Origin of the sequence: Micromonospora humidisoli (assembly GCF_016900955.1) — a bacterium.
Taxonomy (GTDB): domain Bacteria; phylum Actinomycetota; class Actinomycetes; order Mycobacteriales; family Micromonosporaceae; genus Micromonospora; species Micromonospora wenchangensis.
Map to the genome: position 1 here is coordinate 526608 of NZ_JAFEUO010000002.1, position 21177 is coordinate 547784.

Below are 21177 nucleotides of genomic sequence, written 5' to 3' on the forward strand. Positions count from 1 at the left end.
GCCGGTCGGAGGCTGACCTGCCCGGACGAGTTCCGGCCTGGCAGGGCCGACGCTTCGGCCCCGGACACCGGTGGGTGTCCGGGGCCGATCGGTCGTCGGTGGGTGGCGGGAACCGGTGCCGGGGCGTCAGCCGCCCAGACCGGCCGGCTGGTCCCCGGGTCCGAGGTCGACCCGGCGACGACGCCACAGCAGCGCCGCCGCGGCGACGACCACCACGAGTCCGCCGGCCAGCCACGGCCACCACCGCACCCCGGCCGGATCGGTCCGGTCCGCCGGGCGTTCAATGGCGACCGGTGACGGCGACTGGGCCACCCGGGCCTGCACCTGCGCCGTCGCCGTGCTCTGGTACGGGGCGGGGGCGCTGACCGTCACCCGCCAGTCGCCGGGGGAGAGCAGCGGGCCGCTGCTGTAGAAGCCCTGACCCTCCCCGGCCGGCTCGATCTGCACCGGACCCGCCGTCCGGCCACCCTCGCCCTCAGCGGTCAGGGTGAGCCGGACCAGCTGGTCCAGCCGGTGCCCGTCGGCGTACACGGCCATCACGGTGACCCCGCCGGCACCGTCACCGGCCACGGTCAGCTTGATTTTCCCGCCGTGCGCCGCCGCCGGGCCCGCAGGCAGGGCCACCAGGACCGCCACGACCAGCGCGGCAAGGGCTCTCAAGCTTCGCATCGACGCCTCCTTCCGATATGGAGGGGGCCGCTCCCACCGTCGGTGTCGACGGTGGGAGCGGCCCCGTGGTGCTCCTTACAGCGAACCGCCCTCGGCGATCCGGGTGGGGTCGGCACCGAGCCGGCCGGCCCCGTCGACCGACTTGTTGTCGTTCGCCTTGACGCCGGCCTTGGTGGCCGCGCCACCGAGCCGGACGATCATGGCGTCGGCGTCCCGGACCAGCACGTCCCGGACGTCGGTGTCGGTGACCACGGCGGTGTCGGTGGCCAACGCCTTGAAGGCGGTCAACTGCTGCACCGCCCGCTTGTCGTTGCCCGCCGCCTCGGACTCCCGCACCGCGTCCAGCTTGTTGGACAGCTGGCGGTGCGCCTTGGTGGTGAGTCGTCCGGTCGCCTTGAACCGGTCCAGCAGGTTCTGCATGTCCCGGAACGAGGTGGTGACGAAGAACCGGACCGTCGAGGTGGTGGAGTTGCCCGCCTTGTCGGTCGCGGTCACCGTCAGCTCGTGCAGGCCGAGCGGCAGCTCGTACAGCGCCTGCAGGGTGCCGCTGGCGTACGCCCGGCCGTCCAGCACGCCGGAGGTCGTCTTGATGCCGGAGGTCGGGTCGACCGCCTGCCACGAGATCCGGACGTCCTGGCTGTCACCGTAGAGCTGGCCGTCGGCGATGCCGGAGACCAGCAGCGTCGGCTTGGTGCCGTCGATCTTCACGACCGCCGACTTGAGCGCCTCGACGTTGCCGGCGGCGTCGGTGGCCCGGTACAGCAGCTCGTGCGTGCCGTCCCCGGTCACCTCGACCGGCGTGGTGTACGCCGTCCAGGCACCGCCGTCGAGCGACCACTCCAGCTTCTTCACCCCGGAACCGGCGTCGGTGGAGGTGATCACCACCGGGACGGTGCCGTTGTGCCAGCCGTCGTCGTTGGCCGGGGCGAACGACGCCGAGCTGACCGGCGCGGTGGCGTCGATCTTCACGGCGACCTTCTTCGTCGCCTCCACGTTGCCTGCCGCGTCCGTCGACCGGAACCGCACCTCGTGCGTGCCGTCCCCGGTGACCTGCACCGGCTCGGTGTACGCGGTCCAGGTGGTGGCCCCGTCGAGCTGGTACTCGGTGCTCGCCACCCCGCTACCGCCAGCCTCGTCGGCCGCCGCCAGCGTCACCGTGACCGGGCCGGTGTACCAGCCCTCGGTCGGGGTGCCGGAGACGGTGGCCGTGGTCACCGGGGCGGTCGTGTCGGCCGCCTTGGTGGAGAGCCGGAAGTAGTCGAACGAGGCCGTCTTGGAGGTGGCCGCGTTCGCGCCGAGGGTGAACAGACCGACCTTCGGGGTGGCCCCGACGGCGGTGTTCGTCAGCGTCTCGAACGTCGTCCACTCCTGCCCGTCGGCCGAGTACGACGCGGTGAAGGTGTCACCGGCGCGGGCCAGCCGCAGGTACCACACCGCCGAGGTCAGGTTGGAGACCTGCGGCTGCGGGTTCTGCGTCACCCCGGCGACCTCGCCACGGAACTCGATCCGCCGCGACGGGGTCTGACCTGCCTGGTTGTCCACGATGAAGTCGAACTTGACGTAGTTGTCGTCGTCGGCGTGGACGATCAGACCGGCCTGCTGGTACTGCTCGGCCAGCGCGCTGCCGTCGACCTTCGTCTCCAGGGTCCAGTCGCCGCTCGGCGCGGTCTGGAGGATGAAGTTCGTCGGCCCGGTGTTGCTGGTGCCGTAGATGTCACCCTTCGGCACGTCGATCTTCAGCGCGCCGTCGGCCACCCGGTAGGCGGCCGGGTCCTCCCGGAGCACCGCGTTCCACCGGCACTTGTCCAGCGTGGTGCCGGTGAACTCGTCCGACGGGTCCACCGGGCCGGCCGGGGCGTCCGGCGAGACCACGAACGAGTCGAACACCGCGTCCACCACCGGGGCGGTGGTGGCGCCGTTGAGGGCGAGCAGACCGATCCGCGGGTTGGTGATGCCGGCCAGCGCGGCGGACCGGCCGACCGGGGTGAACGTGGTGCCGTCGGTCGAGAACTGCGCGGTCAGGTTGGTCCCGTCGCTGATCAGCCGCAGCCAGATGGTGTCACCGGCCGGGGCGGCCACGGCGTCCGCCGAGTCGTTACGCGGCGTACCGGCGGTCTCCCGGATGAACTCCACCTTGCGCGAACCGCCGTAGAGCAGGTCCACCTTGGCGTAGTTGTCGTCGTCGCCGTAGATCAGCAGGCCGGCCTGCTGGTAGTCGGCGGTGACGGGCACGGTGACCTTCGTGGTGGCCTGCCAGGCCCCGCTGGGTGCGGGCTGGAGCACCAGGTTGGTCGCGTCGTTCCGGGAGCCGTACAGGTCACCGGAGGCGGTGGGCAGTCGCAGCGCCCCGCCGGAGACCGAGTAGAGCTGGTTCTCCCGGACCACCGACCAGCGGTCCTTGTTCAGGCTGTTGCCGGTGAACTCGTCCGACCGCGCGCCGAGGCACGAGTTGGTCGGCGCGTCCACCTTGACCGGGACGGTGGCGTAGGACTTCGCGCCCCGGCTGTCCGTCACCGTCAGGGTGGCGGTGAAGGTGCCCGGGGTGGTGTAGGTGTGGGTGGCGTTCAGGGTCGTCGCCGTCCCACCGTCACCGAAGTCCCAGGCGTACGTCAGCGGGGTGTCACCCTCGGTGTCGGTGGCCGTGCCGGTGAAGGTCACGGTGACCGGCGCGGTGCCGGTCGCCGGGGTGGCGGTGGCCGTCACCTGCGGCGGCGCGTTGTCGGTGACGCCCCGTCCGATGAAGTCCATCCAGTTGACGTTGAACAGCGAACCCGCGCCACCGGCCGGGTCCTTGGCGACGAAGTACAGCGCGCCCTCCGCACCGGCCGTCACCGGCGCGGTCACGTCGACGAACTGCTGCCAGCCGCCCGTGCCCGGCACGGTGGCCGTGGCCACCACCGGACCGTCGACGGCACCGGCGTGCACGTCGATCCGGCCGCCCTGGACCTCGGAGGCCACCCGGAACCGGATCTGCTCGACCCCGGTCAGGTTGGCCGGGACGAGCGACCACCAGTCGCCGTCCTCGATGAAGCCGATGTTCTGGCCGCCACCGGCGGGGTCGGTGGTGGTCTCCTTCTGCACGCCCGGGTCACCGCCGCCGGTGCTGCCCGGGGCCCGCCCGGTGGCCGTGAAGTACTCGGCCTGCTTGCGCTTGGGCTGGAGGATCTCGATCGCCCGACCGGTCAGCGGGCCGGCGCCGCCGGTGCCGCCGTCGTCGGTGTAGGTGGCCTCGAAGACCGCGAAGACGTTGGCCTCCGCGCCGTGCCCGGACGCCAGCGAGGTCTGCACGGTGCCGGTGCAGCCGGTGTGCTGCTCCAGCGGGTGGGCGTGCTCGTCGTGGCCGAGCAGCACCTGCAGCTGCACCCGGTCACAGTCGACGGTGCCGTCCTCCGGGTCGGTCACCTTGATCGTGTACTTGACCTGGTCGCCCCAGTCGAAGAAACCGCCGCTGGGCGGGAACTCGATGGTCACCGTCGGAGCGGTGTTGCCGACCGTCACCGGCACGTTCGCCACGGCGGTGCGGCCCTTGGGGTTGGTCACGGTGAGCTGCGCGGTGTAGTCGCCGGCCGCGGTGTAGGTGTGGGTGGGGTTGGCCTCGGTGGAGGTCTGCCCGTCACCGAACTTCCACGCGTAGGTCAGCGTGCCGCCGTCCGGGTCACGGGACCCGGCGCTGGAGAAGTTCACGGTCAGCGGCGCGGCCCCGGAGGTGGGGTCGGCGCTGGCCTCGGCGATGGGGGCGCGGTCACCGGCGGTGTAGTCGATCCGGTAGACCCCGGAGTCGTCGTTGTTGCCGCCGAACCCGGTGCCCCACTCGATCATGTAGAGCGCGCCGTCCGGGCCGAACTCGAAGTCCATCGGGCGGATCATCGGCATGCCGGTGAGCAACTGGTTGATGTCGACCAGCGTCTTGCCGTCCTCGCTGACCTGCATCGTGTACATCTTCGACTGGTTCCACTCGCCGAGCAGCGCCTTGCCGTCGTAGTACGCCGGCCACTTGCGGCTCGACGTGCTGTCGGCGTCGTAGCGGTAGACCGGGCCGCCCATCGGGGCGCCGCCGCCGCCGATCTCGGGGAAGCGCGGGTCGCCGGCGTAGCCGTAGTCCACCGTCGCCGCGATGGCCGGCGGCAGGTTGGTCAGGCCGGTGTTGTTGGGCGAGTCGTTGACCGGCGCGGCGCAGTCGAACTTCGCCCCGCTCGGCCCGGACGGGAAGGTGTAGTCGTTGTACGCCTTGTTGTTGCCGGTGCAGTACGGCCAGCCGTAGTTGCCGGCCGTGGCGACGATGTTCCACTCCACCAGACCCTCGGGGCCCCGGTTCGGGTTGGCCGCGGAGGCGTCCGGCCCGTAGTCGGCGACGTAGAGGGTGTCGGTCTTCTGGTCGACGCCGATCCGGAACGGGTTACGGAAGCCCATGCCGAAGATCTCGGGACGGGTCTTCGCGGTGCCCGGGGCGAACAGGTTGCCCGCCGGGACGGTGTAGGTGCCGTCGTCCTCCGGGTGGATCCGGATCACCTTGCCGCGCAGGTCGTTGGTGTTGCCGGCGCTGCGCTGCGCGTCGTAGTCCTGCCGGCCGGCCCGCTCGTCGATCGGGGTGAAGGCGCTGGACTCGAACGGGTTGGTGTTGTCGCCGGTGGCCAGGTAGAGGTTGCCCTGCGAGTCGAAGGTCATGCTGCCGCCGGCGTGGCAGCAGGTGTTGCGCTGGGTGTCGACCTGGAGCACGACCTTCTCGGTGGCCTTGTCGATGGTGTCACCGTTGACGGTGAACCGGGACAGGTAGTTGCGCGGGGCGCCACCGGCCGGTGCGTAGTACAGGTAGATCCACTTGTTGGTGGTGAAGTCCGGGTCGAGGCGTAACCCGAGCAGGCCGTCCTCGTTGCCGGTGAACACGTCCAGCCGGGTCGCGGTGACCGTGTTGCCGGTGTCCGGCTTCACGATCTGCACCCGGCCGTCGCGCTCGGCGTAGAACACCCGGCCGTCGGGAGCGATGTCCAGCTCCATCGGGTTGTTGGTGTTGCTGTCGAGGGTGACCTTCTCGAAGTTCGCGGTCTTGGTGGCGCCGCAGTCGGCGTTCTCGACCCCGGCCGCGGTGCGGATGCCGCCGAGCAGGTGGCTGAGGAACTCCGGCTCGGTGTACGACGCCTGGGTGTGGCCGCCGCCGGTGTACCAGGAGCGACCGCCGTCGTAGTCCTGGCACCAGGCGGTGGGGTGGTCGGCACCCATCGCGCCGGCACCCGGGCTGTAGGACTTCTCGTCCAGGCTGGCCAGCACGTGCACCTTGGAGCGCGGGTTGGTGCGGAAGTTGTACCACTCGTCGAACCGGGACCAGCGGTCCGGCAGGTCGGCGGTCGACGGGTGCGCGGGGTCCTCGACCTTGACGGTGGCCTGCTGGTTGGCCGGGTGGCCGGAGAAGTACGCGCCGACCAGGTTGCCGTACCAGGCCCAGTCGTACTCGGTGTCGGAGGCGGCGTGCACGCCCGCGTAGCCGCCGCCGGCCTTGATGTAGCGCTCGAACGCGGCCTGCTGGGTGGCGTCGAGCACGTCACCGGTGGTGGAGAGCCAGATCACCGCCTGGTACTTGGCCAGGTTGGTGTCGTTGAAGGCGGCTCCGTCCTCGGTGGTGTCGACGGTGAAGCCGTTCTCGGTGCCGAGCTTCTGGATCGCGGCGATGCCGGCCGGGATGGCGTCGTGCCGGAATCCGGCGGTCTTGGAGAAGACCAGGACCGAGAAGGGTTCGGCGGCGGCTGCCGCCGGTGCCGGTGCGGCCTGTGGCAGGGCCGCCGCGGCGGGAGCGGCCTGGGCGGCGGTGCCGCCGATCAGGCCGCCGGCAAGTAGGGAGAGGGCCAGTAGACCGGCACCCAGTGGGCCGCGACGTGCGCGGCGATGGCGGGATGGAGACACTCCATGCTCCTTTTGTCCGTGCTGGACAGTGGTGGGGGCATGGGGACGACTCGCCGCAGACCGTCCCCGGTCGGATCGGTGTGGGCCCGCCGAGGTCCGCACCAGTGGCGATCAGGTGCGGGCCACGCCGAGGCTCCGCACCGGAATAATGTCGATCGGTTGAACAAATTAGCGCCGCTGGATTGGTTTCCGGCAAGGCATGAGCATGTAACGATTCGGTATCGGCGACTCGCTTTTCCGGCTTATGTGGATACAAGCCCACAACCGTACGCATCGATGGTCATGGATCAATCTAACACCCCTTGGCGGATCAGCGGATCTGTCGTACGGTCACAGACACGTGACCCACGGGAGCCCGGTGCACCGGGCTGAGAGGGGGGCTGAGAGCCCCCGACCGTCGAACCTGATCCGGGTAATGCCGGCGCAGGGAGGAGAGTTGCCGTGCCGTCCCTCGGCCGACTGCATCTGATCACCGACACCCGCCCCGGGTGCGACCCGCTCGCCGTCGTGCGGGCCGCCCTGCCGGTGGCCCGCGCCGACCTGGTCGTCCAGGTCCGGGTCGACGACGACACCACCGACCGGCAGGCCTACGACCTGGCCCGACGGGTGCGCGCGCTCTGCGTGCCGTACGGGGCGACCTGCCTGGTCAACGACCGGCTGCACGTCGCCCTCGCGGTGGACGCCCACGGCGGCCACGTCGGCGCGGACGACCTGCCCGTCGCGGCGGCCCGCCGGGTCCTCGGCCCCGACGCCGTGCTCGGCGCGACCGCCCGGGAACCGGACGCCGCCGCCCGGGCGGTCGCCGCCGGAGCCAGCTACCTGGGCGTCGGCCCGTGCCACCCGACCGCCACCAAGACCGGCCTGCCCGACCCGATCGGCCCGGCCGGGGTCCGCGCCGTCGTCACGGCAGTCGACGTGCCGGTGATCGCCATCGGCGGGATCACCGTCGCCACGGTTCCGGCGCTGCGGGCCGCCGGGGCGTACGGGGTGGCGGTCGTCGGGGCGCTGTCCACCGCCGCCGACCCCGGCCGGGTCACCGCCGAACTGATCGCGGCGCTGACGTGCTGACCCGGCCCGACGTCGCCGTCGTGGGCGCGGGGCCGGTCGGGTTGGCGATCGCCTGGCGCTGCGCCACCCGGGGCCTGCGGGTGGCCGTGCACGACCCGGCCCCCGGCTCCGGCGCGTCCCGGGTCGCCGCCGGGATGCTCGCCCCCGTCGCCGAGGCGTACTTCGGGGAACGGGAGCTGACCGGGCTGCTCACCGAGTCCGCCGCCCGCTGGCCGGGCTTCGCCGCCGAGCTGGCCGAAGCCACCGGAACGGAGTTCGGGTACCGCACCGACGGCACCCTCGTCGTCGGGCTGACCGGGGACGACCTGGCCGAGGCGCGCCGGCTCTGGTCGTACCAGCAGGGGTTGGGGCTGCCGATCAGCGCGCTGCGGCCGTCGCAGCTGCGGGAACGCGAACCGGCGCTGACCCCCCGGCTGCGCGGCGGCGCGGTCGCCCCCGGCGACCACCAGGTCGACCCGCGCCGGCTGGTCGACGCGCTGCGGGTCGCCGCCGAACGGGCCGGGGCGACCCTGCTGCCCGGCGCGGTGACCCGACTGGCCGACCTCGACTCGCCGGTCGTCGTGGTCGCCGCCGGCTGCGGCGCCGCCGCGCTGACCGGGCTGCCGGTCCGCCCGGTCAAGGGCCAGGTGCTGCGGCTACGCGCGCCCGACCACCGCCCGCCCGGCTTCCGGCACGTCATCCGGGGGTACGCCGACGGCGAGCCGGTCTACCTCGTCCCCCGCGACGACGGCGAGGTGGTGCTCGGGGCGACCGTCGAGGAACGCACCGACACCGAGGTGACCGCCGGGGCGGTGCTGCGCCTGCTCCGCGCCGCCGTCGACCTCGTCCCCGAACTCGCCGAGTACGCGCTGACCGAGGCGACCGCCGGGCTGCGCCCCGGCACCCCGGACAACGCGCCGATCCTCGGGCCGCTGCCCGACCGACCCGGCGTGCTCGCCGCCACCGGCCACCACCGGCACGGCATCGTGCTCACCCCGGTCACCGCCGACCTGATCACCGATCTGATCGTCACCGGTCGGCCGGACCCGCTACTCACCCCCTTCACCGCCGACCGGTTCCACTGAGGAGGACAACGTGCGACTGATCGTCAACGGTGTCGGACGCGAGCTGGCCGGCGGCACGACCGTCGCGGACCTGGTCGCCACGGTCACCGGGCAGCGGCGCGGAATCGCCGTCGCGGTCAACGGCGAGGTGGTCCCCCGGGGCGGCTGGCCGGCGACCGTGCTGCGCGACGGCGACCGGGTCGAGGTGCTCAGCGCCGCCCAGGGCGGGTGACCGGGATGCCCCTCACCATCGCCGGACAGACTTTGCCCTCCCGGCTCATCCTCGGCACCGGCGGCGCGGCCAACCTGCACGTGCTGGAACAGGCGGTCCGGGCCTCCGGCACCGGACTGGTCACCCTCGCCCTGCGTCGGGTCGACACCGCCCCCGGCACCGCAGGTGGCCTGCTCGACCTGCTCGACAGGTGCGCGGTGCGGCTGCTGCCCAACACCGCCGGCTGCTACACCGCCGCCGAGGCGGTCAAGGTCGCCCGGCTGGCCCGGGAGGCGTTCGACACCGACTGGGTGAAGCTGGAGGTGATCGGCGACGAACGCACCCTGCTCCCGGACGGGGTGGAGCTGCTGCGGGCCGCCGAGGAACTCATCGCCGACGGGTTCGTCGTGCTGCCGTACACCTCCGACGACCCGGTGCTGGCCCGCCGGCTGGCCGACGTCGGCTGCGCGGCGGTGATGCCGGCGGGTGCGCCGATCGGTTCCGGACTGGGCATCACCAACCCGCACCACATCCGGCTGATCCGGCAGAGCGTCGACGTGCCGGTGATCCTCGACGCCGGGATCGGCACCGCCTCCGACGCGGCGCTCGCCATGGAACTGGGCTGCGACGGGGTGCTGCTGGCCAGCGCCGTCACCCGGGCCGCCGACCCGACGGCGATGGCCACCGCCATGCGGTACGGCGTACGGGCCGGGCGGCTCGCGTACACCGCCGGGCGGATCCCCCGGCGCTTCCACGCCCTCGCCTCCACCCCCGACGACGGAAGACCCGACCTGTGACCCGCCCCGCCACCCCGCACGGGGTGGTGCTGCTGACCGACCGGCTGGTGGCGCACGGGGACCTCGTCGACGTGGTCGCGGGGGCGGTGCACGGCGGCGTGCGGTGGGTGGTGCTGCGGGAGAAGGACCTGCCCCGCGCCGACCGGGCCGCGCTCGCCGTCGACCTGCGGGCCGCCCTGACGCAGGTCGACGGCACCCTGATCGTCGCCGGCCCCGACCCGCTGGACGACGGCTCGGACGGCTCCGACCCGCTCGGCCCGGACCCGGGCGGTGCCGGTGGGGCGGTGCATCTGCCGGCGGCCGGGCCGTACCCGCCGCCTGCCCTGCGGCTCGTCGGGCGGTCCTGTCACGACGCTGCGGAGTTGGCCCGGCTCAGCACCGAGCACTACGTGACGCTCTCGCCGGTCTGGACCACCCGCAGCAAACCCGGCTACGGCCCACCCCTGCACCCGGACGGGCTGCGCCGGCTGGTCCGGCTCAGCCCGGTGCCGGTCCTCGCCCTGGGTGGCATCGAGACCCCGCAGCAGGTGACGGCCTGTGCCGAGGCGGGCGCGGTCGGGGTGGCGGTGCTCGGCGCGATCATGCGGGCCGCCGACCCGGCCGAGGTCGCCGCCACCCTCACCAGCGCCTTCCCGTCGACCCGCCGGACGACGGACCGTATCCCGGTCGGCGGGGCGCGGCCCGAGGAGACGACATGACACCGACGACAGTGCTCACCATCGCCGGCTCCGACTCCGGGGGTGGTGCCGGCATCCAGGCCGACCTGAAGGTGTTCGCCGCCCTCGGCGCGTACGGGACCAGCGTGCTGACCGCCGTCACCGCGCAGAACACCCGGGGCGTGGACGCCGTGCTGCCGCTGCCCCCGCGCACCGTCACCGAACAACTCGACAGCGTGCTCGGCGACTTCGCGGTCCGGGCGGTGAAGACCGGGATGCTCGGCACCCCGGCGGTCGCCGACGCGGTGGCCGAGGCGGCGAAGGCGGGCCGGCTGCCGCACCTCGTCGTCGACCCGGTGCTCGTCGCCACCAGCGGACACCGGCTCGGGGTGGTCACGGCCGTCGAGCGGCTGCTGCCGTACGCCCGGGTGGCGACGCCGAACTGCGCGGAGGCCGCCGCCCTCACCGGAGGCCCGGTGACCACGGTCGGGGAGATGGTCGCGGCGGCGCAGGCCCTGGCGGCCGGCGGGCCCGAGTTCGTGGTGGTCACCGGCGGCGACGTCGACGCGGCCGGCGAGTCGGTCGACGTGCTGGCCGGCGGCGGCACGACCACCCTGCTGCGCGCGCCCCGGGTGGACACCCGGCACAGCCACGGCACCGGCTGCTCGTTCTCGGCGGCGATCGCCGTCCGGCTGGCCGCCGGCGACCCGGTGCCGGTCGCGGTCGCCACCGCCAAGGAGTACGTCACCCGCGCGCTGACCGGCGCGCGGGACTGGGAACTGGGCGCGGGACGCGGCCCGCTGGACCACTTCGGCTGGTCCCGATGACCAACAGGGAGGCTGTCATGCAGGCACGTCGCAAGGTCTACGTCGAGGGGTCCCGACCGGACGTCCGGGTGCCGTTCGCGGAGGTGGAGCTGGCCGGGGACAACCCGCCGCTGCGCCTGTACGACACCTCCGGCCCCGGCTCGGACCCGCAGGTGGGGTTGCCGCCGCTGCGCGGGCCGTGGATCGCCGAGCGGGGCGACGTCGCGCCGGCCCGGGGCGCGGGCAGCCCGTTGGCCGGCGTCGACGCCAAACGCCCCACCCAGCTCTGGTACGCCCGCGCCGGGATGATCACCCCGGAGATGGAGTTCGTGGCGATCCGGGAGGGACTGCCGCCGGAGCTGGTGCGCGACGAGATCGCCGCCGGGCGGGCGGTGCTGCCGCTCAACGTCAACCACCCCGAGTGCGAGCCGGCGATCATCGGCAAGGCGTTCCTGGTCAAGGTGAACGCCAACATCGGCACCTCGGCGGTGACCTCGTCGGTCGCCGAGGAGGTGGAGAAGCTGACCTGGGCCACCCGGTGGGGCGCGGACACCGTGATGGACCTGTCCACCGGCAAGCGGATCCACGAGACCCGGGAGGCGATCGTCCGCAACTCGCCGGTGCCGATCGGCACCGTGCCGATCTACCAGGCGTTGGAGAAGGTCGGTGGCGACCCGGTCAAGCTGAGCTGGGAGGTGTTCCGGGAGACCGTCATCGAGCAGGCCGAGCAGGGTGTGGACTACATGACGGTGCACGCGGGGGTGCTGCTGCCGTACGTGCCGCTGGCGGTGGACCGGGTCACCGGGATCGTCTCCCGGGGCGGCTCGATCATGGCGGCCTGGTGCCTGGCGCACCACGAGGAGAACTTCCTCTACACCAACTTCCGGGAGCTGTGCGCGATCCTCGCCCGGTACGACGTGACCTTCTCCCTCGGCGACGGGCTGCGGCCCGGCTCGATCGCCGACGCCAACGACGAGGCCCAGTTCGCCGAGCTGCGTACCCTCGGTGAACTGACCCGGATCGCCTGGGAGTACGACGTACAGGTGATGATCGAGGGTCCCGGCCACGTGCCGATGCACAAGATCAAGGAGAACGTGGACCTCCAGCAGGAGTGGTGCCACGAGGCCCCGTTCTACACCCTCGGCCCGCTGACCACCGACATCGCCCCCGCGTACGACCACATCACCTCGGCGATCGGGGCCGCGATGATCGGCATGTACGGCACCGCGATGCTGTGTTACGTCACCCCGAAGGAGCACCTCGGGCTGCCCGACCGGGACGACGTGAAGGCGGGCGTGATCGCGTACAAAATCGCGGCGCACGCGGCCGACCTGGCCAAGGGGCACCCCGGCGCGCAGGCCTGGGACGACGCGCTGTCGAAGGCGCGGTTCGAGTTCCGCTGGGAAGACCAGTTCAACCTGTCGCTGGACCCGGAGACCGCGCGTTCCTACCACGACGCGACCCTGCCGGCGGAGCCGGCGAAGACCGCCCACTTCTGCTCCATGTGCGGCCCGAAGTTCTGCTCCATGAAGATCACCCAGGAGCTGAAGGAGTACGCCGCCCAGGGCATGCAGGCCAAGTCGGCAGAGTTCCGCTCCACCGGCAACCGCGTCTACCTCCCCCTCGCCTGAGCGACCCGGGCACCGACTCGGCCCCACTCGGCCCCGCTCTGCCCTGCTCTGCCCCGCTCCACCCGTCCTGCCGGCTCCACCCCGTTCTGCTCCGGTGATCAAGAGGTTTGCGTCAGATTTGCGCCGGCGGATGACGTAAAGCTCTTGATCACCGCGCCCCTGGGCCGTGTCGGTGGCTAAATATCCGGTTCGTCGGGGTTTGGTGCTGTTGATCAAGAGGTTTGCGTCAGGTTTCGCCTGCGGGTTGACGTAAAGCTCTTGATCACCGGGGCAAACCGGGGGCGGGGCGGGGCAAATCGGGGGGCGGGGTGGGTGGGGTGGGGTGGGTGGGGTGGGTCAGTCGTGGTGGTGGTGGCGGCCGGTGGTGCGTAGTGAGCGTCGGCCGCTCTCCCGGTCCGGTTCGTTGTCGGCCAGGGGCTTGCTCAGGCCGGTGACCCAGTCGACGTATTCGTCGTCCGGCGCCGCCGACGTCCGGTCGGCCTCGTCCGTCGGAGCATCCTGCGGGGAGCGGTTACGCCGGAACAGTCCCCGTCGGCTGCGGGCCTTCCCGGTCGGCTCCGGAGCGCTGCCGCCGTCCGGAGCGGGATCGGCCTGGTCAGGATCGACGGAGGGACCCTCCGACGGTGCGGTGCCGGTGGACTCCTCCGGCTCCCAGCGGAGACTGACAGGCTTCGGAGCACCCGGCTGCCCGGCGGGTGCGGGAAACGGCAGGGTCGCTCGGGCCGGTCCGGGTCGGTGGGCATCGGTCGGCTGGTCGTCCCCGCCGTCACCGGATCCTGCGCCGGGCGAGGGCTCGGGTGGCCCGGCGGGGACCGCCGCAGCTCCGGTCGCGGTGGACCGGGCACGGCTGGCCCGCTTCGCCCGGGGCTTGGGCGTGGCCGCAGGCTCGTCCCCGGCACCTGCCGGCCCCGCTGCGCCGACCTCACCGGCGGTCTGTTCGGCCGGTACCGCCATCCGCTGGCCGGAACGGCCTCGCGGCGACCCGGTCCGGTCCGACCCGGTCCGGTCCGACCCGGTCCGGTCCGACCCGGTCCGGTCCGACCCGGTCCGGTCCGACCCGGTCCGGTCCGACCCGGTCCGGTCCGACCCGGTCCGGTCCGACCCGGCCTGTGCGGGCGACGTCGCACCCGCTCCGTGCCCGGCCGGCCCGTTCGGGGCCGCTGGCGTCAAGTCCCCGGTCGGCTGGTCCGGGCCCGGCGTGGTGTGGGGGGCGTGCCGGTCGGCGACCGTGGCGGCGGGGTCCGGCCAGTCCCAGTGGGCCGGGTGGCGACCGGTGCCCGGCGCGTCGGGCGACGGCCACCCCGCCGTGCCCGGCACCGCCGGCACCCCGCCGACCCCCGGCGTGGTGTCGGCCGGGGCGCCGGAGACGGTGGCCCTCCGCGGTGCGGTGGCAGCGGGCCGGTCGGCGGCCCGGGAGCGGGTGACGTCCGGCTGGTCGGGGAGGAGGGGACGCGTGGCGGCGCGCCGCTCACCGGCGACGCCCCCCACCCCGCTCAGGTCCACGGTGACCGGCTCGTCCCCGCCGGTGCCGGCCAGTTCGGAGCCGGTGAGGACGGTGCCGGCCGGGTCGGTGCCGGTCCGGGTGGCCCGGTCCGGGCCGGAGACGGCCGGGTCGGTCACGGACGGCAGCGGGGCGAGGATGTCGGTCGGTTCGATCGCCGTCTCGCCGTCGCGGCGGGCGGAACGGGTGGGCAGCAGCGGCCAGCGCAGCAGAGTGGCGGCGACCGAGCCGAGCGCGCCGGTGACGACCGCGATCACCGCGCCGTAGTACGGGGCGAGCTGGTACCGGTCGACCTGGTCGCCCGGCCCGGCGGTCAGGTAGGCGAAGGCGAGCAGCACCGGCCCGGCCACCCCGGCCGCCCCGCCGATCAGCCGGGGGTGTCCCCGTCGCCGGGCCAGTCCACCGGTCACCGCGCCGGCCACCAGCGCGATCACGGGCAGCAACAGCATCGCCACCCGCTGTGCCCGGTCCGGTCCGAGCCACGAGGGTTCCAGCACCCCCAGGCGTACGGTGCGCAGCGGCTCGCTGGACAGTACCGCCGGTGCGACCGACAGGAGCGCGACCAGCCAGATCGTCCCACCCAGCAGGGCGACGTTCCAGCCCAGCGGGGGGCGCAGCAGGACGGCCGAGGCGGCGCCCGCGCCGACCACCGCCCCGGCGACCGCGCAGATGCCGACCGCCCAGACCGGGTCGACGGCGTTCAGGTCGGCGGCCCGGGCGGGCTGCATGCAGAGTGGGGCGACGACCAGCGCGCCGAGCGCGGCGACGCCGGAGATCGCGAGCTGGACGGGGGTGCCCTCGGGCAGCCCCTCGCGCCGGGCGAGCCGGCCGGTGAGGACCGCGCCGACCACGGCGGCGGTCACCGCGAACCAGCCGACCCAGGCGAGCTGGGCCGGCCAGCGGTTGACGTCGGTGAAGTCGCCGGTGAGTCGGACGATGCCGAAGCCGTACGCGATGCCGAGCTGGCCGGCCCCGGCCAACATGCTCACCCCGAGTGCGGTGAGCAGCAGTTTGCCCCACGTCCGAAAGGCCATGTGGCGCACGTTACGGCCCGGTGCCCCCGATCGCCACTGCGGCGCGGCGTGCCCGTGACGACCTGTTACCCAAGCTCTACCAGCGACTACTTCAACTCGACCAGGCGGGCCAGGTAGGTCGTCTCCCCGACGTTGGTGAGCATGTGGACGGCACCCGGGTCCCGGTAGACCACGCCGCCGGTGGGTTCGTCGGCGTCGATCCGGGTGCCGTCGACCGTCTGCACCACGTTCTTCGCACCCTCGATCGCCACCACCAGGTACGGGTGGTCGTGCCGGTGCAGCGGTTGCCGCTCGCCCGGGGCCAGCCGGATGTGCCAGACCCGCACCCGGTCGTTCTCGAAGACGATCTCCTGGCCGACCGGGCCGAGTTCGAGGTCGTGCGTCACGTCGGTCATCGGGTTCCGTCCAGTTGGGGGAGTACCTCGGTGGCGATGAGCTCCAGGTGGTCGAGGTCGTCGAGTTCGATCAGCCGCAGGTGGACCCGGGTGGCACCGATCGCCGCGAACTCGCCGATCCGGTCGACGAGCTGGGCGGGGGAGCCGACCACCGGGTCCTCCGGCGGCAGGGCGCTCTTGACATGCAGCGGCGCGGCCCGACGGTGGGCTTCGGCGTCGGTACGCCCGATCGCCACCACGATCCCGGCGGAGAGCACCAGCGGCGCCCGCCCCGACTCGGCCCGGCCGGCCCGGTCGCAGGCTTCCCGCACCCGGTCGTACGCCTCGGCGGTCTCCCCGACCGACGTGAACGGCATGTTGAACTCGTCGGCGTACCGGGCGGCGAGGTCGGGGGTGCGCTTCGGTCCCCGGCCGCCGACGATGATCGGCGGGCCGGGTTGCTGGACCGGTTTGGGCAGGGCCGGGGCGTCGACGAGGCGGTAGTGCTCACCGGCCCAGCTGTAGGTCTCGCCGACCGGGGTGCGCCACAGCCCGGTGACGATCTCCAACTGCTCGGCGAGCCGGTCGAAGCGTTCGCCGACGCTGGGGAAGGGGATGCCGTACGCGATGTGTTCCCGCTCGTACCAGCCGGCACCGATGCCCAGGTCGACCCGTCCGCCGCTCATCTGGTCGACCTGGGCGACCATCAGGGCCAGCGGGCCGGGCAGCCGGAAGGTGGCCGAGGTGACCAGGGTGCCGAGCCGGATGCGGGAGGTTTCGCGGGCGAGCGCGGCGAGGGTCAGCCAGGCGTCGGTGGGGCCGGGCAGCCCGGGTTCGTCGCCCATCGCCCGGTAGTGGTCGGCCCGCAGGAACGCGTCGAAGCCGCCGGCCTCGCAGAGCCGGGCGAACCGGAGCTGGTCGTCGTAGCTGGCGCCCCGGTGCGGCTCGGTGAACACTGCCACCCGTACGGTCATCGTCCCTCCACCCCGGCTGTCGCCGGCAGGTCCCGTTCCATCAGCAGTTCGTGCAGGTCGGCGCTGACCCGGGCGACGTCGGCCAGGTGTGCGTTGCGGCCGAGGGTGCGGGGCCGGGGGATGTCCACGTCGACGATCCTGCGGATCCGCCCCGGGCGGGGGCTGAGCACGACCACCCGGTCGGCGAGCAGCACCGCCTCGTCGATGGAGTGGGTGACGAAGACGACTGTCGCCCCGGTCTCCATGTGCACCCGTTGCAGCTCACCGGAGAGTTCCTCGCGGGTGAGCGCGTCCAGGGCGGAGAAGGGTTCGTCCATCAGCATCACCCGGGGTTGGCCGATCAGCGACCGGCACAGTGACACCCGCTGCTGCATGCCGCCGGACAGTTCGTGTGGCAGCCGCTTCTCGAAGCCGGCCAGGCCGGAGAGTTCCAGCAGTTGGCGGGCGCGGTCGCGGTGTTTGGCCCGGCTCCAGCCGAAGATCTCGGCGGGCAGCAGCACGTTGTCGAGCACGCTGCGCCAGGGGAGCAGGGCCGGCTTCTGGAAGAGCATGGCGACGTCCCGGCGGGGCCTGGTGATCCGGCTGCCGGCTACAGTGATCTCGCCACCGCTGACCGGAAGCAGCCCGGCGATCATCCGGAGCAGTGTCGACTTGCCACATCCGGAGCGGCCGAGCACGGCGACGAACTCGCCCTCGGCCACGTCGAGATTGATCCCGCGCAACGCCTCGACCCGCCCGGAACGGCCGTCGAACGTACGCGACACATCGGACAGTCGGATCATCGCCGTCGGTCTCCCCTGATTCGGCGGTCAGGAATCCGACAAGGATATCCCCAGCGTGTTGGCCGCTCACTGTCCGGGGTGGAGTGGAGTTGTTTCCGTTCCGCAACCCGATCCGCCTGGTGTGGTGACGGTGGGTGTCTCGTACGCTGTGCCAGCGAAGAGTCCCTTCACGACGGCGGCTCGGTGCCCCCTCACGCCGTGCCGCCGACCGACAACCCCCTCCGGGTACACCGCCCGGTCGGAAAGGACATGGTGCACAGATGACAAGGCTGACCCGCACGGTCGCCGCGGCCACCCTGGCCACCGCCCTCGCCCTGGTCTCCGCCTGCAGTGGCGGGTCCGACTCGGCGGACGCAGCAAAGACCGGCGACGGCTCGTCGCTGGAGAAGGTGACCTACCTCACCTCGTTCGGCAACTTCGGTCGTGACTCCTACGCCTGGGTGGCGAAGGACAAGGGCTTCTTCAAGGAGGCCGGCTTCGACGTGGAGATCAAGCCCGGTCAGGGCACCGGCGCGGTCATCCAGACCATCGTCGGCGGCCAGGCCGACTTCGGCCCGATCGACCTGACCGGTGGCCTGCTCCAGGTCGGCAACGGGCAGGCCAAGGACTTCGTGGCGGTGGCCGCGATCCAGCAGCGGACCATGGCCGCCATCGTCTCGGTCGAGGGCAAGAACATCGCCACGCCGAAGGACCTGGAGGGCAAGAAGCTCGCGGACACCCCCGGCTCCGTCGTGCGCAACCTCTTCCCGACCTACGCCCGGATGGCCGGGGTGGACTACACCAAGGTCACCTGGGTCAACGACCAGGCGCAGAACCTGATGGGCACGCTGGCCTCCGGCCAGGTGGACGGGATCGGCCAGTTCGTCGTCGGCCAGCCGACCGTCGAGGCGGTCACCAAGAAGAAGCCCGTCGTGCTGCCGTACAGCAACGTCATGCAGGACCTCTACGGCAACGCGCTGATCACCTCCAGCAAGATGGCCAAGGAGAACCCGGACAAGGTGAAGAAGTTCACCGCCGCCCTGCTCAAGGGCCTGGAGTACGCCCTGGCCAACCCGCAGGAGGCGGCCACGATCCTGAAGAAGAACGTGGACGCCACCAACCCCGCCGCCGCCGCTGCCGAGCTGCAGCTGATGGCCGGCTACGTCCGCTCCAGCAACTCCGGCACCGCCATCGGCACCCTGGACAGTGACCGGGTCGCCAAGAGCATCGCCATCCTCCAGGGCGCCGGCGCGCTCAAGTCGAACATCACGCCGGACCAGATCATCAACTTCGACCTCGTACCGAAGGCCTGACCGGCACCGACGGTGCCACGGGGGTGCGACCCAGCGGTTCGACCGGTGGGACGCACCCCCGTCGTGTGCCGGCCCACGCGCCGGCAGGAGAGGAGGACCCTGTGACGGAGTCGATGACCCGTCCCGTACCCGGGTCGGCCGGACCACCGACCGCCGTGCCGACCGTGCCCCCGACGCCCCGCCGGTCACCCTGGTCCCGGATGCGCCCCGCGACGGTCGGCCTGCCGCTGCTCGGCCTGGTGGTCACGCTGGCCGTCTGGTGGGCGGTCACCTCCGGGCTGCACCTGGTGCACCCGGCGTCCCTGCCGCCGCCACAGGCGGTCGGGAGCTCACTGACCGCGTCGGCGGACGTGCTCCTCCCGGCGCTGGGCACGACCACCCTGATGACGGTGCTCGGCTTCCTGCTGTCGGCGGTCGCCGGGGTGCTGATCGGGATGACGCTGGCCGCCTCCCGGCGGGTCGAGCGGATGTTCGCCCCGCTGCTGGTGGCGATCAACGCGGTCCCGAAGATCGCGTTGGGGCCGCTGCTGGTGGTCTCGGTCGGCTGGGGGACCAAGCCGATCCTGACCATGGTGTTCCTGCTCTGCTTCTTCCCGATCGTGCTCTCCACCGCCACCGGCCTGACCACCACCCCGGCGGACCTGGCCGAGCTGGCCCGGTCGTTGAACGCCTCCTGGTGGCAGTCGTTCCGCAAGGTCCGGTTCCCGGCCGCGCTGCCGCAGATCTTCGTCGGGTTGAAGGTGGCGATGCCGCTGGCCGCGATCGGCGCGGTGATCGGGGAGTTCTACTCCGACAAGCCGGGTCTGGGCTACCAGATCCTCCAGTACAACGGCGTCGGCGACACGGCGACCGCGTGGGCGGCGATCGTGTTGATCGCCGCCATGAGCATCCTCCTCTATTCGGCGTTGTCCCTGGTGGAGCGGCTGGCCCTGCCCTGGGTCCGGGCCACCACGTCGGCCCGCTGACCCGCTCCGGGGCGACCCCCGACGCCACTGACGGGCCGACCCCACCTGGGGGCCGGCCCGTCAGCGTGTGGTGGTCAGCCCGCCAGCCGCCACCGCCCACCGCGCGCGACGAGCGTGGTCAGCGCCTGCGGCATCAGGCCGGAGTGGTTGTCCGGGGTCATCCGGATCGGCCCGGACAGACCGTCCAACTGGGACGTCTCCAGCACGTCGCGCAGGCCGTCCCGGTTGACCTTGCCGTCGGGGCCGCCGGAGCGCAGCGCCGAGTCGGCGATCAGCTGTACGGCGTCGGCGGCGAACGACGACAGTCCGTTGTACCCGCCGAACCGGGCGGTGTAGTCCTGGAACCACTGCCGGCGGGCGGCCTTGGCCGGGGTGGTGGCGATGACGTCGTCGATCACCATGGTCTGCGTGAAGATCATCGTGGCCCGTTCGGTGGCCTGGCCGGAACCGCCCAGGAAGAGGTCACCGGCGGCGGCGGCGTCGAAGAAGAGCGACCCGCCGTAGCCGGACTGGTCGGCGGCGGTGGCGGCGAGGGTGGCCTGCTCCGGCGGGGTCCAGATGATCAGGGCGGCGGGGTCGCGGTTGGTCAGCCGGCGCACCGGTGCGGCCAGTTCGGTGTCGGTGGTGCGGACCGCCTCGGCGCGCACCCGCTTGATGGTGGTCTTGCCGAACTCGGCGTCCAGCGCGGTCAGACCCTCGCGGCCGTAGTCGTCGTCGCTGTGCAGGACGCCGACCTCGGTGATCCCGCGTCGCCGCAGTTCGGCGGTGAGCGCGGAAGCGTTGTCGGCCGCGTTCGGCGCGAGCTTGAACACGTACCGGCGTTCGGTGACCGGGCTGGCGACCGTGCCGGACGGGGCGAGCGCGATGGTCGGGATCTTCCGCTCGTTGATGGTGCGCACGGCGTCGACGGCACACTGGTTGCAGCCGCCCATGATGATGGCGTTGACCGTGGCGTCGTTGCTGAAGTCGCCGATGTTGCGCAGCGATTCGGCGGCGTCGGAGCGGTTGTCCTTGACCACCAGCCTGACCTTCCGGTCGCCCAGGGCGCCGGACGCGTTCAACTGGTCGACCTTCAGTTCCAGGGCGCGCTGGTACGCCTTGCCGACCGGTGCCGCGGCACCGGAGAGTTCGAGGTCGGCGGCGATGGTGATCGGGCTGCTGTCCTTCTCTGCCGCGCCGAACGAGCAGCCGGTGAGCGTGGCGGCCAGCACGGCCGATGCGAGCGCCACGATGGTCGCGGAGCGGATGGGGCTCAACTCAGTCCTCCAGGTGCGGCGCGGGCGAGGCCCGGTCACCGCCGCTAGTCCGTCCTCAGTGGAGAAACGGGATTGTGTGCCGTACGGTGTGCGCGAAAGCCTGCAAAACCTTGCCAATGCGGGGGCGTGCGGTCAAGCGCGATGCTGACGGCGGTTTCGGGACGCGAATCTCACATTGTGGGGACATCAGATATTTACCCATGCTCACTCATCAGAGGCGAAC

Annotated in this window: 16 protein-coding genes and 1 riboswitch; of the genes, 9 read left to right on the top strand and 7 right to left on the bottom strand. The window is 72.5% G+C overall.

The features are described from left to right. Positions 1-126: 126 nt before the first annotated feature. Positions 127-669 (bottom strand): hypothetical protein, encoded by a 543-nt coding sequence (locus JQN84_RS07890; protein ID WP_204957708.1) that lies wholly within the window; start codon positions 667-669, stop codon positions 127-129. Between the two features lie 75 nt (positions 670-744). Continuing rightward, positions 745-6564, bottom strand: a complete 5820-nt coding sequence (locus JQN84_RS07895) for a ThuA domain-containing protein (protein ID WP_204957709.1) — start codon at positions 6562-6564, stop codon at positions 745-747. A 337-nt stretch (positions 6565-6901) separates the two neighbouring features. After that, positions 6902-7011: riboswitch (TPP riboswitch) on the top strand. Between JQN84_RS07895 and thiE the strand changes: the two genes are divergently transcribed. From thiE to thiC, 7 genes are all read left to right on the top strand, one after another. Next, positions 7006-7632, top strand: a complete 627-nt coding sequence (gene thiE / locus JQN84_RS07900) for a thiamine phosphate synthase (protein ID WP_204957710.1) — start codon at positions 7006-7008, stop codon at positions 7630-7632. (Overlaps the previous riboswitch by 6 nt.) Next, positions 7626-8696, top strand: a complete 1071-nt coding sequence (gene thiO / locus JQN84_RS07905) for a glycine oxidase ThiO (protein ID WP_204957711.1) — start codon at positions 7626-7628, stop codon at positions 8694-8696. The genes thiE and thiO overlap by 7 nt, the downstream gene beginning before the upstream one ends. A gap of 10 nt (positions 8697-8706) precedes the next feature. After that, entirely contained in the window at positions 8707-8907 is a 201-nt protein-coding gene (gene thiS, locus JQN84_RS07910; protein WP_204957712.1) for a sulfur carrier protein ThiS, read from the top strand. A 5-nt stretch (positions 8908-8912) separates the two neighbouring features. Then, positions 8913-9683: a thiazole synthase gene (locus JQN84_RS07915; RefSeq protein WP_204957713.1), complete on the top strand. Its 771-nt coding sequence runs from the start codon at positions 8913-8915 to the stop codon at positions 9681-9683. Beyond that, positions 9680-10381: a thiamine phosphate synthase gene (locus JQN84_RS07920; RefSeq protein WP_307821077.1), complete on the top strand. Its 702-nt coding sequence runs from the start codon at positions 9680-9682 to the stop codon at positions 10379-10381. Before JQN84_RS07915 ends, JQN84_RS07920 begins: the two co-directional genes overlap by 4 nt. Further along, a complete protein-coding gene (thiD, locus tag JQN84_RS07925; protein ID WP_204957714.1) occupies positions 10378-11166 on the top strand; it encodes a bifunctional hydroxymethylpyrimidine kinase/phosphomethylpyrimidine kinase in 789 nt (262 codons plus the stop codon). The genes JQN84_RS07920 and thiD overlap by 4 nt, the downstream gene beginning before the upstream one ends. A 17-nt stretch (positions 11167-11183) precedes the next feature. After that, positions 11184-12776, top strand: a complete 1593-nt coding sequence (gene thiC, locus JQN84_RS07930) for a phosphomethylpyrimidine synthase ThiC (protein WP_204957715.1) — start codon at positions 11184-11186, stop codon at positions 12774-12776. Between the two features lie 336 nt (positions 12777-13112). Here the strand turns inward: thiC and JQN84_RS32075 are convergent, their stop codons facing one another. The 4 genes from JQN84_RS32075 to JQN84_RS07950 form a co-directional block, all read right to left on the bottom strand. Next, the gene (locus JQN84_RS32075) at positions 13113-15311 is read right to left on the bottom strand and encodes a hypothetical protein (protein WP_204957716.1); all 2199 of its coding nucleotides are present in this window, start codon (positions 15309-15311) and stop codon (positions 13113-13115) included. 86 nt (positions 15312-15397) lie between these two features. Continuing rightward, positions 15398-15706 (bottom strand): cupin domain-containing protein, encoded by a 309-nt coding sequence (locus JQN84_RS07940; protein WP_204957717.1) that lies wholly within the window; start codon positions 15704-15706, stop codon positions 15398-15400. Further along, positions 15703-16659: an LLM class F420-dependent oxidoreductase gene (locus tag JQN84_RS07945; protein ID WP_204957718.1), complete on the bottom strand. Its 957-nt coding sequence runs from the start codon at positions 16657-16659 to the stop codon at positions 15703-15705. Before JQN84_RS07945 ends, JQN84_RS07940 begins: the two co-directional genes overlap by 4 nt. Next, entirely contained in the window at positions 16656-17441 is a 786-nt protein-coding gene (locus JQN84_RS07950) for an ABC transporter ATP-binding protein (RefSeq protein WP_204957719.1), read from the bottom strand. The genes JQN84_RS07945 and JQN84_RS07950 overlap by 4 nt, the downstream gene beginning before the upstream one ends. A 260-nt stretch (positions 17442-17701) precedes the next feature. Here JQN84_RS07950 and JQN84_RS07955 point away from each other — a divergent pair, with 260 nt between their 5' ends. Together JQN84_RS07955 and JQN84_RS07960 are read left to right on the top strand one after the other, a co-directional pair. After that, entirely contained in the window at positions 17702-18733 is a 1032-nt protein-coding gene (locus tag JQN84_RS07955) for an ABC transporter substrate-binding protein (protein WP_204957720.1), read from the top strand. A gap of 101 nt (positions 18734-18834) precedes the next feature. After that, positions 18835-19698, top strand: a complete 864-nt coding sequence (locus JQN84_RS07960; RefSeq protein ID WP_281902781.1) for an ABC transporter permease — start codon at positions 18835-18837, stop codon at positions 19696-19698. A gap of 74 nt (positions 19699-19772) precedes the next feature. Here JQN84_RS07960 and JQN84_RS07965 read toward each other — a convergent pair whose 3' ends face one another. Then, complete coding sequence (locus JQN84_RS07965; protein ID WP_204957721.1) at positions 19773-20954, bottom strand: ABC transporter substrate-binding protein; 1182 nt, start codon at positions 20952-20954, stop codon at positions 19773-19775. Positions 20955-21177: the final 223 nt, after the last annotated feature.

Coding starts and splice junctions, on each gene's coding strand:
- JQN84_RS07915 (WP_204957713.1), top strand. CDS start 8,913: ATGCCCCTCACCATCGCCGGACAGACTTTGCCCTCCCGGCTCATCCTC.
- thiD (WP_204957714.1), top strand. CDS start 10,378: ATGACACCGACGACAGTGCTCACCATCGCCGGCTCCGACTCCGGGGGT.
- JQN84_RS07890 (WP_204957708.1), bottom strand. CDS start 669: ATGCGAAGCTTGAGAGCCCTTGCCGCGCTGGTCGTGGCGGTCCTGGTG.
- thiC (WP_204957715.1), top strand. CDS start 11,184: ATGCAGGCACGTCGCAAGGTCTACGTCGAGGGGTCCCGACCGGACGTC.
- JQN84_RS32075 (WP_204957716.1), bottom strand. CDS start 15,311: ATGGCCTTTCGGACGTGGGGCAAACTGCTGCTCACCGCACTCGGGGTG.
- JQN84_RS07940 (WP_204957717.1), bottom strand. CDS start 15,706: ATGACCGACGTGACGCACGACCTCGAACTCGGCCCGGTCGGCCAGGAG.
- JQN84_RS07955 (WP_204957720.1), top strand. CDS start 17,702: ATGACAAGGCTGACCCGCACGGTCGCCGCGGCCACCCTGGCCACCGCC.
- JQN84_RS07950 (WP_204957719.1), bottom strand. CDS start 17,441: ATGATCCGACTGTCCGATGTGTCGCGTACGTTCGACGGCCGTTCCGGG.
- JQN84_RS07945 (WP_204957718.1), bottom strand. CDS start 16,659: ATGACCGTACGGGTGGCAGTGTTCACCGAGCCGCACCGGGGCGCCAGC.